The organism is Massilia sp. P2_C2, assembly GCF_056404615.1.
Genome location: NZ_JBFUDR010000205.1, coordinates 1 through 11,431 on the forward strand (window position 1 = coordinate 1; position 11,431 = coordinate 11,431).

12 protein-coding genes are annotated in these 11,431 nt (G+C 66.2%); 6 read left to right on the forward strand and 6 right to left on the reverse strand.

Going from position 1 to position 11,431, the window contains the following annotated elements:
* From paaC to paaA, 3 genes are all read right to left on the reverse strand, one after another.
* Nucleotides 1-406, reverse strand: a 406-nt coding sequence (gene paaC, locus AC1DYX_RS21055; protein WP_477262414.1) for a 1,2-phenylacetyl-CoA epoxidase subunit PaaC, incomplete at its 3' end; no start/stop codon positions are given.
* 7 nt (nucleotides 407-413) lie between these two features.
* Entirely contained in the window at nucleotides 414-698 is a 285-nt protein-coding gene (gene paaB / locus AC1DYX_RS21060; protein WP_477262416.1) for a 1,2-phenylacetyl-CoA epoxidase subunit PaaB, read from the reverse strand.
* Between the two features lie 79 nt (nucleotides 699-777).
* Nucleotides 778-1,779 (reverse strand): 1,2-phenylacetyl-CoA epoxidase subunit PaaA, encoded by a 1,002-nt coding sequence (gene paaA, locus AC1DYX_RS21065; protein WP_477262418.1) that lies wholly within the window; start codon nucleotides 1,777-1,779, stop codon nucleotides 778-780.
* 114 nt (nucleotides 1,780-1,893) lie between these two features.
* On the opposite strand from paaA, the gene paaX reads away from it, so the two are divergent.
* Complete coding sequence (gene paaX, locus AC1DYX_RS21070; protein WP_477262420.1) at nucleotides 1,894-2,823, forward strand: phenylacetic acid degradation operon negative regulatory protein PaaX; 930 nt, start codon at nucleotides 1,894-1,896, stop codon at nucleotides 2,821-2,823.
* Between the two features lie 9 nt (nucleotides 2,824-2,832).
* Here paaX and AC1DYX_RS21075 read toward each other — a convergent pair whose 3' ends face one another.
* Entirely contained in the window at nucleotides 2,833-3,087 is a 255-nt protein-coding gene (locus AC1DYX_RS21075) for a DUF2442 domain-containing protein (RefSeq protein ID WP_477262422.1), read from the reverse strand.
* A 160-nt stretch (nucleotides 3,088-3,247) separates the two neighbouring features.
* Here AC1DYX_RS21075 and AC1DYX_RS21080 point away from each other — a divergent pair, with 160 nt between their 5' ends.
* The 3 genes from AC1DYX_RS21080 to AC1DYX_RS21090 all read left to right on the forward strand — a co-directional run bounded on the left by AC1DYX_RS21080 (nucleotide 3,248) and on the right by AC1DYX_RS21090 (nucleotide 8,207).
* Nucleotides 3,248-4,381, forward strand: a complete 1,134-nt coding sequence (locus AC1DYX_RS21080) for a M14 family metallopeptidase (RefSeq protein ID WP_477262424.1) — start codon at nucleotides 3,248-3,250, stop codon at nucleotides 4,379-4,381.
* Nucleotides 4,382-4,603: 222 nt separating this feature from the next.
* Nucleotides 4,604-7,324, forward strand: a complete 2,721-nt coding sequence (locus tag AC1DYX_RS21085) for a LamG-like jellyroll fold domain-containing protein (protein ID WP_477262426.1) — start codon at nucleotides 4,604-4,606, stop codon at nucleotides 7,322-7,324.
* A gap of 64 nt (nucleotides 7,325-7,388) precedes the next feature.
* Nucleotides 7,389-8,207: a hypothetical protein gene (locus AC1DYX_RS21090; RefSeq protein WP_477262428.1), complete on the forward strand. Its 819-nt coding sequence runs from the start codon at nucleotides 7,389-7,391 to the stop codon at nucleotides 8,205-8,207.
* Here the strand turns inward: AC1DYX_RS21090 and nfsB are convergent.
* Together nfsB and pmbA are read right to left on the reverse strand one after the other, a co-directional pair.
* On the reverse strand, nucleotides 8,194-8,847 hold the full coding sequence (gene nfsB / locus AC1DYX_RS21095) for an oxygen-insensitive NAD(P)H nitroreductase (protein ID WP_477262430.1): 654 nt from the start codon (nucleotides 8,845-8,847) through the stop codon (nucleotides 8,194-8,196). The two genes, AC1DYX_RS21090 and nfsB, sit on opposite strands and share 14 nt — an antisense overlap.
* Before the next feature lie 173 nt (nucleotides 8,848-9,020).
* A complete protein-coding gene (gene pmbA, locus AC1DYX_RS21100; RefSeq protein ID WP_477262432.1) occupies nucleotides 9,021-10,373 on the reverse strand; it encodes a metalloprotease PmbA in 1,353 nt (450 codons plus the stop codon).
* A 93-nt stretch (nucleotides 10,374-10,466) separates the two neighbouring features.
* On the opposite strand from pmbA, the gene yjgA reads away from it, so the two are divergent.
* Nucleotides 10,467-11,072, forward strand: a complete 606-nt coding sequence (yjgA, locus tag AC1DYX_RS21105; RefSeq protein ID WP_477262434.1) for a ribosome biogenesis factor YjgA — start codon at nucleotides 10,467-10,469, stop codon at nucleotides 11,070-11,072.
* Nucleotides 11,056-11,431: molybdopterin adenylyltransferase (gene mog, locus AC1DYX_RS21110; protein WP_477262436.1), on the forward strand; the 376-nt coding region annotated here is incomplete at its 3' end. The genes yjgA and mog, both read left to right, overlap by 17 nt.

Consider the following 11,431-nt stretch of genomic DNA (forward strand, 5'->3'; position numbering starts at 1 on the left):
GGTGGTAGGTCACTTCCTTGATCGATTTTTCCGCGATCTCCGCAATGCGGCGGTCGCTGGACGCCAGCAGGCCGCGCATCAGGAAGTAGTGCCACGTATCGAACAGGAACTGGCGCATCATCGTCTGCGCGTAGTCGCCGTTGGGCTGCTCGACGAGCAGGCAGTTGCGGAAGTCGCGCGCGTCGCGCAGGTAGGCGAGGCGGTCCTCGTCGCGGCCGTGGCCTTCGATCTCGCCCGCATACGTGAGCCATAAACGGGTCTGGCCGAGCAGGTCGAGCGCGACATTGGTCAGGGCCATGTCCTCTTCCAGTGCCGGGCCCTTGCCGCACAGCTGCGACAGCTGCTGCGACAGGATCAAGGCATTGTCGCCCTGGCGCAGGAGGTATTCGAATTTGTTCGCATCCACGGCCGCCTCACAGGTTCTTGACTTCTTCCGGCATCGGGAAGAAGGTCGGGTGGCGGTAGACCTTGCTGTTCGACGGCTCGAACAGGGCCTCCTTGTCGGCCGGGCTGGAGGCGACGATGTCGGCGGCCTTTACCACCCAGATCGACACGCCTTCGTTGCGGCGGGTGTAGACGTCGCGCGCGTTGTTGATCGCCATCCCGGCGTCCGGCGCGTGCAGGCTGCCCACGTGCTTGTGGGCGAGGCCGTGCTGGCTGCGGATGAAGACTTCCCACAGGGGCCATTCTTTGCTCATTTGTGTCTCCCATGTGCTTGTGCGGTACGCGTAGGGTGGGCACCCCTGTGCCCACGCGAACGCATGCGGTTCGCGAACGTTACGCGTGGGCACTGGGTGCCCACCCTACGGATGCTTGTTTGTCGGCGTGCGCCACCAGCGCCTCGCGGAACCACGCGCCATCCTCGTAGGCCTTCACGCGCGTGCGCAGGCGCTCCCGGTTGCACGGCCCGTTGCCCTTCAGGACGTTATAAAACTCGTCCCAGTCGATCGCGCCGAAATCGTAGTGGCCGCGCTCTTCGTTCCACCTGAGGTCCGGATCGGGAATGGCGAGGCCGAGGAATTCGGCCTGCGGCACGGTCTGGTCGACCATGCGCTGGCGCAGCTCGTCGTTCGAGAACAGCTTGATGCGCCAAGCGGCCGACTGGGCGCTGTTGACGGACTCCGCGTCGGACGGACCGAACATCATCAGGGAAGGCCACCACCAGCGGTTCAGGGCATCCTGCGCCATCGCCTTCTGCTCGGGCGTGCCCTGGGACAGCTTCATCATGATGTCGTAGCCCTGGCGCGCATGGAACGCCTCTTCCTTGCACACGCGGATCATCGCCCGCGCATACGGGCCGTACGAGCAGCGGCACAGCGGGACCTGGTTGATGATGGCCGCGCCGTCCACCAGCCAGCCGATGGCGCCGATGTCGGCCCAGGTCAACGTCGGGTAGTTGAAGATGCTCGAGTACTTGGCGCGGCCCGCGTGCAGGGCGGCCAGCAGTTCGTCGCGCGACACGCCCAGCGTCTCGGCGGCGCTGTACAGGTACAGGCCGTGGCCGGCCTCGTCCTGGATCTTGGCCAGCAGGATCGATTTGCGCTTCAACGTCGGCGCGCGCGTCACCCAGTTGCCTTCCGGCAGCTGGCCGACGATCTCGGAATGGGCGTGCTGGGAAATCTGGCGGACGAGCGTCTTGCGATACGCCTCGGGCATCCAGTCCTTCGGCTCGATCTTCACGCCGGCGTCGATGCGCGCCTGGAACGCCTGTTCCTCCTCGCTCATGTCGGCGTGGCTCTGGACCTGTTTCAGGCCGGTGTCCACCATCTGGGCATACATGATCAGTCTCCCCTTTGCGATCTGTTTGCGATGTGTCTCGAACCATAATACGATACAAAAATTACGATGTATAGCGAAATTTTGAATCATATTGAGACGCGGTAAAATCCCGCCATGACCCCGACCAGCAGCCAACAGTGGATCGCCGACTTCCTCGGCACCGACCCGCCGCGCGCCAAATCGCTCGTGATGACGATCTTCGGCGACGCCATCGCTCCGCACGGCGGCCGCTTGTGGCTGGGCAGCCTGATCGAGCTCGTGGCGCCGCTCGGGGCGACGGACCGGCTCGTGCGCACGAGCGTGTTCCGGCTCGTGCAGGAAGGCTGGCTCGTCGCGCAGCGCGAGGGCCGGCGCAGCAGCTATGCGCTGCAGCCCGGGGCCGCGCCCCGCTTCGCCCGTGCCAACCGCCGCATCTACGCGCCGCCCGGCGTGGACTGGAACGGCCGCTGGACCTTGCTGATTGCCCCCAACGGCAGCATCGATAGTACGCTCCGTGCGGCCGTGCGCAAGGAACTCGAATGGGAAGGTTTTGCGATGCTGGCGCCGGGCCTGCTGGCGCATCCGGCGGCCGACCTGGACGGCGTGGCCGAGGTGTTGCGCCGCGTGGATGGCGCCGGCAAGATCTTCGTCTGCGCGGCAACGGAACTGCCGGAGGTCGGCGCGCGGCCGCTGGCCGAACTGGTGCGCGAAGGGTGGGATCTGTCTGCCGTCGTGGCCGGCTACCGCCGTTTCATCGACACGTTTTCGCCGCTGCCCGACCTGCTGCGCGCGGAAGGCACGCCGGATCCGCAGCAGGCGTTCATCGTGCGCACCCTGCTGATCCACGCCTACCGCCGCGTCCAGCTGCACGATCCGATGCTGCCGCTGGCCCTGCTGCCCCAGCCGTGGCCGGGGTCGGAAGCGTATGCGCTGGCGCAGGCGATCTACCGCCTAGTATGGAAGCCGGCCGAGCGGCACCTGATGGACGTGCTGCGACGCGAGGACGACGCGGTGCCGGAAGCGGATGCGACCTTGAGCAAGCGCTTCGGCGGCCTGGACGTTTGACCTGGGCGCTCAGCAGTCGACGGCGAATTGTGCGGCCGCCATCGGATGGCGGATGCGGTCCAGCGCCAGTTCCAGGTCGAGTGCCGGCCAGTACAGGCATTCGCGGCCCAGGTGTTCGACGCGGCACAACTGGGCCACGGTGGCATGCTCGAACCAGGGAAAGAGTGCGAACGGCACATACAGTTCTTCGTCGCGCCAGCGCAGCCAGAAACCGCGCCGGTCGATGGTCGTGACTTCCGGCCGCGCCACCCTTATCTGCCTCATAGCTCCCCTCCTGCTTGCCTGTCGCACCGATGCGATGCGGCCAAGCAATAAAGGTAGCAAATTCTCCAGCATCGCTGTTTGACCCGCAGCAGAGCATCCTGTTTCGCCTGCCAAAGCAGGTATCATGCACGCCTCCCATCCAACAACAACAGGACATACCATGTCTATCAAGATCAGCAGCCAGTTCGACGCTGGCGCCATCGAGGTCGTGAACGCCACGAGCGCCAGCGCCATCGACCTGAACATCCGCAAGGACTCGCACGCCGACATCACCCAGTGGTTTTATTTCCGCCTGCAGGGCGCGCAGGCGCAGCCGTGCACGATCCGCCTGCTCAACGCCGGCCAGTCGGCGTATCCGAAGGGCTGGGAAGACTACAACGCCATGGCCAGCTACGACCGCGTCAACTGGTTCCGCGTGCCGACCCGCTTCGACGGCCTGGTGCTCACGATCGAGCACACCCCCGCGATGGACAGCGTCTACTACGCCTATTTCGAGCCGTATTCGTGGGAACGCCACCTGGAACTGCTCGACCGCGCCCAGTTGTCCGAGCACGTGCGCATGGTGGACCTCGGCTCGACCGTCGACGGCCGCGACCTGAACCTGCTCGTCATCGGCGACGAGGTCCCCGGCAAGAAGAAGGTCTGGGTCATCGCGCGCCAGCATCCGGGCGAGACGATGGCCGAGTGGTTCGTCGAAGGCATGCTCGACGCCCTGCTCGACCCGGCCCACCCGTTCGGCCGCCAGTTGCTGAAGGACGCCGTGTTCTACGTCGTACCGAACATGAACCCGGACGGCTCGGTGCGCGGTAACCTGCGCACCAACGCGGCCGGCGCCAACCTGAACCGCGAATGGCGCAACCCGACCATGGCGCGCAGCCCGGAAGTCTTCCTCGTGCGTAAAAAGATGGAAGAGACCGGCGTCGACCTGTTCCTCGACGTGCATGGCGACGAGGGCCTGCCGTATGTCTTCGTCGCCGGCAGCGACGCCCTACCGACCTTTACCCCCGAACAGGCCGCCGTACAAAAGGCATTCTCCGATGCCTTCATGATCGCCAGCCCCGACTTCCAGGACGTGCACGGTTATCCGAAGGAGCCGTACACGGACGAGGTGCTGACGATGGGGTCGCCGTATGTCACGCACGCGTTCGGCTGCCTGTCGCTCACGCTGGAGCTGCCGTTCAAGGACAACGCCAACGACCCGGATCCGCAGGTCGGCTGGGACGGCGCGCGCAGCGCGCGCCTCGGTGCCGCGGTGCTGCAGCCGGTGTTGCAGGCGGTGCGCGCCGGCCGCTGAAGAGTGGCAAGGGCCGGCTTGCGCGGGGTGGGCCGGTCCGACATACATACAGAAATGCGTTGCCATGCGGCAATATGACTGCCATAATCTAATGGTTCGATGGTCGAATTAATATCATATTGCCGCGGGAGGAGAGGCGCGCCATCGAACGTAGCACATTCGGGGACCGGCAAGGGTACAACGCCCGCCGCCGGTCCGGGCATCATTTCACTCCGCAACCTTATGGCACACGACAAAGACTCTCCTTCCCTCCCCCGCCGGTCCTTTTGCGCCGGTTCCCTCGGACTCCTGGCGCTCGGCCCCTTCGGCCTGGCCGGCTGCGGCGCCGGCGCCGATTCCTCCTCCGGCCAGGGCGCGCCCCGGCTGCTGGCGGATACCGGCGGCGCGTTCGTCCACCCCGGCCTGCTGCATACCCAGGCCGACTTCGACCGGATCAGCGCGAAAGTACAGAACCAGGTTTCGCCATGGATCGACAACTGGCGCCTGATGCTTCAGAACAGCCTGGCAAACAATACGTGGAATCCGGACCCGCGGCCGGTCGTCTACCGCAACGATGGCGTCCATCCCGACAACGTCCAGGCCCTGCAATGGGACACGATGGCCGCCTACCTGAATGCCCTGCAGTGGAAAATCACGGGCAACACGGCCGCTGCGAACGCAGCCGTGCGCATCCTGAACGCCTGGGGTTCGACGCTCACCGGCATCAATCTGACGGATGGCCACTGGGACGGCTACCTCGCCGCGGGCCTGCAAGGCTATCAGTTGGCGAACGCGGCGGAACTCATGCGGGATTACGCCGGCTGGGCCGCGGCCGATTTCGCCCGGTTCAAGCAGATGATGCAGAATGTCTTCGTCCCCCTGGTCGGCAACAACACAAGCCTGCAAGTATTTTCTAACTGGAACCTGTGCGCCATGGCCGCCTCGCTGGCCATCGCCGTGCTGTGCGACGACCATGCCCGCTTCGACGCCACGATCACCTATTTCAAGGAAGGCCTGGGCAACGGCGCCATCGCGCAGATGGCCTTCTACATCCACCCGGGCTACCTCGCCCAGACGCAGGAAGCGGGCCGGGACCAGGGCCACAATACGCTCAGCATCTCGCTCGTGACCACCATCTGCGAAATGGCCTGGAACCAGGGTATCGACCTGTATGGCTACGACAACAATCGCGTGCTGGCCGCCTGCGAATACACGGCGAAGGGTAACCTGCACCAGTCCGGCCCGACGTCGCCGTATTACACGGTGCCGTTCGTGCCTTATTATGTGCCGGGATTCTATGCATCGACGTTCTCCATTACCGGCCAGGGAACGACTCGCCCCGCGTGGGCACTGATCTACAACCATTACGTCAATCGCAAGGGCCTCGCGGCGCCCTATACGCAAAAATTCTCACAGTCGATCCCGCAGGAAGACGGCGGCCACTATCCGCAAACGGGCGGCGCCTGGGACCAGCTGGGCTACGGCACCTTGCTGTTCACCCGCGATCCGGTCGCCTCGGGCGCCCCGCCGAGCGGTCTCAGCGCCGTGACGACGGCCGGCAACGTCGTGCTGTCGTGGTGGGGTACCGCGTACGCGACGAGCTATAACGTGAAACGCGGCACGTCTCCCGGTGGACCGTACACTGTCGTCGCCACGGGCATTACCGACCTGCTGACCTGGACCGATGCCAACCTGGCGAACGGCACGTATTACTACGTCGTCACGGCCGTCACGCCGACGGGCGAGTCGCCCCCGTCGAACGAAGCGATGGGCGTCGCCGGCACCCGGCTGCACACCTGGCTGCAATTCGGCGAAGCCAGCGGTACGGTCGCGAACGACACGAGCGGCAACGGCCGCAATGCCCAGCTGGCCGGCGGCGCCACATGGGCAGCGGGGCGCCAGGGACAGGGCTCGGCGCTGGCGCTGAACGGCAACGGCGCCTACGCCAGCCTGCCGGCCAACATCGTGGACACGGTCGGCGACTTCACGATCGCGGCCTGGGTGTTCTGGAACGGCGGACCGAACTGGTCCCGCATCTTCGATTTCGGCACCAATACGCTGCACTACATGTTCCTGTCGCCGCGCACGGCCCGGGGCACGATGGGCTTCGCGGTCACGCTCAACGGCGGGGACAGCGAAATCCGCGTCGACGCGCCGACGGCCCTGCCTACCGGGCAATGGGTGCATGTCGCCGTGACGCTGTCGGGGACGGACTTCACGATGTACCTGAACGGCGCGCCCGTGGCCACCGCCGGCGGCGTCTACATCCCGCCGTTCCAGGTCGGCCACACGACGCAGAACTTCATCGGCCGCTCGCAGTTCCCGGACCCGACCTTCAGCGGCATGATCGACGACTTCCGCATCTACAACGGCGCGCTGTCTGCGGCCGACATCGCCGCGCTGGGCGGCTCGGCGCTGCCGGCGCCGATGTTCGACGTCGACGTCGGCGCGGTGGGACTGGCCGGCAGCGCCAGCGTGGCGAACGGCGTCTACACGCTGCGGGGCAGCGGCGCCGACGTCTGGAACACGGCCGACGCCTTCCACTTCGCACCGCAATGCATGACCGGCGACGGCACAATCACGGTGCGCGTGGCGAGCCAGGCCAACACGAATGCCGCGGCCAAGTCCGGCCTGATGTTTCGCACCTCGCTGGATGCCAATGCACAGAACGTCCTCGTGGCGGTCTTGCCCGGCTACGGCGTGCAGATGACGTACCGTGCCGGGACGGGCGGCGCGTCCAGCCAGGCCGCCCTCATCGGCGGGGCCGCGGCGCCCTGGTGGCTCCGCCTGACCCGCGCGGGCAACACGTTCACCGGCTTCATGTCGCCCGACGGCGTGAACTGGACGCAGGTCGGCAGCGCCAGCGTGAGCATGCCGGCGACGGTGTTCGGCGGGCTGATGGTCCTGGCGCACAACAACCAGGCGCTGAACGTCTCGACCTTCGATAACCTGACGTTCGCCTGACCTGCGGGAACGCCCCGCGCCCTCCCCGGTCCAACAGCAGGAAGGACGGCGGCACGGGAGGCGTGTGGGCATCATTTACCGGCCGGGCGAGATCCCGGAAGACGACGCGCCGCCGCCGGCCGGGCTGGCGCTGGGCGACACGTGGTTCTGGCACGGCGACCAGACGCTGTTGCACGCGCTGGTCGAGCACCCGCGCGTGGCGCCGGACCACGCGGCGATCCGCCTGCTCGGCTTCAATGGCGCCCGGCTGAACGAATACATCGGCGACGGCGCCTGCGCCGACGTGATGCGCACGCACCTGGCGGGCAGTCCGCCCTTTTCCGAGTTCTACCTCAGCGGCTTCGCGAACGACGCGCTGGAGCACGGCCTGGCACTGCGCGACGACTGCGCGCACGCACGCGACCCGGCCGCCTGCTTTTCGGCGGAACGGCTCGACCTGCTGCTGTACCACATCGACATCGGCCTGAACGGCATCATCCGCACGCTGCGCTGGGCCTATCGCCATACGGCCCGGCTGCAGCCGGTCTTCCTGAACGGCTACGACTACCCCGTCCCGGACGGGCGGAGTTTCGTGAACGCGCACGGCGGCTGGATCACGAGCCTGATGGACGCGGCGCACGTCGATCCCGACCTCGCGTTCCGCACGCGCGTCATGCGCCACCTGATCGACGTGCTCAACGACGACGTGCTCGCCGCGTTCCACTCGCCTCTGGCGCGCGTGTTCCATGTCGACAGCCGGGGTTGCCTGGCGACGAGCCCGGAGCGCTACCGGGACGACTGGGAAAACGAGCTGTACCCCACCCGCGAAGGCTTCACGCGCATCCTGGAGCAAGCCTGGCTGCCCCGGCTCGCCCCGTTCGGCATCGCCGTCACAGGAACGTGAACACCTGCTCCTGCGCCAGGCGCGACTTCGGCAGCGCGGCGTTGAAATCGCTGTCGGCGTGGTAGCCGAAGCTGAGCAGCACGAGGCTGGCCAGGCCCTGCTCGTGCAGGCCCAGCTCCGCGTCCAGCGCGGCCGGGTCGAGGCCTTCCATCGGCGTCGTGTCCACGCCCAGCGCGCTGGCCGCCAGCATGGCGTTGCCCAGCGCGATATAGGCCTGCTTCTCGAACCACTGCGGCAGGTCCTTCAGCGTGTAGCGGTGCAGGTTGACATAACCCAGGCGGCCCTTGGCCTGGCCCGCCCTGGCGGCATCGTCCTTGAAACGGCCGTCGCGCTGTTCCTGCGCGAGCAGGCGCTCCAGGTGGCCGCCTTCGGCATCCACGCGCGTGCAGAACAGGATCACGTGCGAGGCATTCAGGATCTTCGCCTCGTTGTAGCTGTACGGGCCCTGCACGCCCTTGGCCAGGCGCGCCTTCGCGTCCGGCGTGCTGGCGACGATGAAGTGCCAGGGCTGCGAATTCACCGACGACGGGCTGTTGCGCAGCACTTCGTAGATCTGCTGCATGGTCTCTTCGGGGACGCGGCGGTTCGGATCGTAGGCCTTGGCGGTGTAGCGCTTGCGGGCGGCGGCAAGAATGTCCATCGGGTTCCTTTCACGAGAAATGTGTATCTGCACATTATTGCAGGAACCCGGATTTCGTGCTCGCGGCGGGTAGGGTGGGCACCCCGTGCCCACGCGGATGTTCGCGTTATGCATACGTAACGCGTGGGCACGTTCGTATGTGAGGCCCCCGGCCTCGCATACCCCACCCTACTCTAATTACCGGCGACGACCATCTTCTCGAGCAGGATCGAACCCGTCGACTTGTTTCCGCGCGTCAGCACGTCGTTGCCGATGCCGACGATGGCCTGGAACATGTCCTTCATATTGCCCGCGATGGTGATCTCTTCGACGGGGTACTGGATGACGCCGTTCTCGACCCAGTAGCCGGACGCGCCGCGCGAGTAATCGCCGGTGACGTAGTTCGTGCCCTGCCCCATCAGCTCCGTGACGAGCAGGCCGGTGCCCATCTTGCGCAGCATGCCTTCGAAGTCGTCGGCGATCTTCGTGTCTTTCGAGACGATTTCCAGGTTGTGCGAGCCACCGGCATTGCCCGTCGTCTGCATGCCCAGCTTGCGGGCCGAATAAGACGACAGGAAGTAGCCCTGCAGCACGCCATCGCTGACGACCTTGCGACGCTGGGTGCGCACGCCTTCCTCGTCGAACGGGGCCGAGCCCACGCCGCCGATCAGGTGCGGGTCTTCGACGATCTGGATGTGCGACGGGAAGATGTTCTGGCCCAGGGAATCGAGCAGGAAGCTCGATTTACGGTACAGGGCGCCACCCGACGTTGCCTGGACGAAAGCACCCAACAGGCCGGCGGCCAGCGGCGCCTCGAACAGCACGGGGCATGTGCGCGTGTCGAGCTTGCGCGCATGCAGGCGCGCGAGGGCGCGCTCGGCGGCATAGCGGCCGATCTTTTCCGGATCGCCCAGTTTGTTCGGGTCGCGCGCCGACGAATACCAGTCGTCGCGCTGCATGTGGGCCCCCTTGCCGGCGATCGGCGCGACGGACAGGGTGTGGCGCGAGAACGGGTAGCCGGCGCAGAAGCCGAGCGAGTTCGCGGCCACGAAGTGCGATTGTTGCACGTAGACGCTGGCGCCCTCGCTGTTGGTGACGCGCTTGTCGACGGCGAAGGCGGCCGCCTCGCAGCGCTGGGCGATGGCCACGGCATCCTCGGCGTTGATGTCCCATGGGTAGCACAGGCGCAGGTCGCGCGGGTTCGTTTCCAGCAGGTCGGGGTCCGGCAGGCCGGCGGCCGGGTCCTCGGCCGTGAAGCGGGCGATGTTGTACGCCGCCTCGACGGTGGCGCGCAGCGAATCGCGCGAAAAATCCGACGTATTGGCATGGCCGCGACGCTTGCCGCTGTACACGGTCACGCCGATACCCTTGTCCTTGTTCTGCTCGATGGTCTCGACCTGGCCCTTGCGCACCGTCACCGCCAGCCCGCTACCCTCGCTGATCTCGACCGACGCATCGCTGGCGCCCGTTTCTTTGGCAATGGCAAGCACGTCCTGTGCAAGCTGCTTGAGCTGATCCTGGGTATGGGTGAAGACGGTGTCGTTCATGTGTGGTTTTTCGTAGCGAGCCGTAAAACAGTTATCATAGCAGCCGTTTACTGTTTTTACCGGCGGGCCGTGCGCCAGCCGATCCAGATCATCATGCCAAATGCCAACCGCGGCTCCGTCGGCTTCCGCTCCGACGAGTTCGACCAGGAATACGAGCGTCCCTCCAAGTCCGAACTCAAGCGCCAGAGTAACGAACTGCAAAAGCTCGGCGAGCAGCTCATCGAGGCGCCGCGCGACCGCGTGAAGCGCGTCCCGATGCCGGAGGAAGTGCGCGACGCCATCCTCACGTGCCAGACCATTACCAACCACGAAGGCCGGCGCCGCCAGCTGCAGTTCGTCGGCAAGTTGATGCGCTCCCTCGACGAGGAGGAAGTCGCCGTCATCCAGCGCACCATCGAAAGCTGGAAAGGCACGTCCAGGGCCGAAGCGGCCGCCCTGCACGCGCTGGAGCGCCGCCGCGACAAGCTGCTGGCCGACGACAAGGCCCTCACCCAGTTGCTGGAAGAACACCCGGACCTGGACGTGCAGCACCTGCGCACCCTGATCCGCAATGCGCGCAAGGAGCAGGCCGAGAACAAGCCGCCCAAGGCCTACCGCGAAATCTTCCAGATCCTGAAGGACCTGGCGAAGCAGCCGAAAGCGGCCGCCGCCGAAGAGCCCGGCGAGGATGAGGACGAGATTGATGAGTCTGGACAATAAAGTCGAGGAGCTCGCGGGTGAGCTCGTGATTGGCCTGGTGTCGGTCTCGGACCGCGCCAGCGGCGGCGTCTACGAGGACAAGGGCATTCCCGCACTGCGCGAGTGGCTGGAAGCGGCCCTCGCCACCCCCTTCCGGCTGGAGACCCGGCTGATCCCGGACGACCGCGCCAGCATCGAGCAAACGCTGGTCGAACTGGTGGACACGGCCCGCTGCCACCTCGTGCTGACGACGGGCGGCACGGGCCCCGCGCGGCGCGACGTCACGCCGGAAGCGACGCTGGCCGTCGGCACCAGGGAGATGCCCGGCTTCGGCGAGCAGATGCGCCAGATCAGCCTGCACTTCGTGCCGACCGCGATCC

What these genes read in the sequence shown, in the direction of transcription:
- AC1DYX_RS21080 (WP_477262424.1), top strand. Translation starts at nt 3,248, where the DNA reads ATGTCTATCAAGATCAGCAGCCAGTTCGACGCTGGCGCCATCGAGGTC.
- paaA (WP_477262418.1), bottom strand. Translation starts at nt 1,779, where the DNA reads ATGTATGCCCAGATGGTGGACACCGGCCTGAAACAGGTCCAGAGCCAC.
- AC1DYX_RS21075 (WP_477262422.1), bottom strand. Translation starts at nt 3,087, where the DNA reads ATGAGGCAGATAAGGGTGGCGCGGCCGGAAGTCACGACCATCGACCGG.
- AC1DYX_RS21085 (WP_477262426.1), top strand. Translation starts at nt 4,604, where the DNA reads ATGGCACACGACAAAGACTCTCCTTCCCTCCCCCGCCGGTCCTTTTGC.
- nfsB (WP_477262430.1), bottom strand. Translation starts at nt 8,847, where the DNA reads ATGGACATTCTTGCCGCCGCCCGCAAGCGCTACACCGCCAAGGCCTAC.
- paaX (WP_477262420.1), top strand. Translation starts at nt 1,894, where the DNA reads ATGACCCCGACCAGCAGCCAACAGTGGATCGCCGACTTCCTCGGCACC.
- yjgA (WP_477262434.1), top strand. Translation starts at nt 10,467, where the DNA reads ATGCCAAATGCCAACCGCGGCTCCGTCGGCTTCCGCTCCGACGAGTTC.
- paaB (WP_477262416.1), bottom strand. Translation starts at nt 698, where the DNA reads ATGAGCAAAGAATGGCCCCTGTGGGAAGTCTTCATCCGCAGCCAGCAC.
- pmbA (WP_477262432.1), bottom strand. Translation starts at nt 10,373, where the DNA reads ATGAACGACACCGTCTTCACCCATACCCAGGATCAGCTCAAGCAGCTT.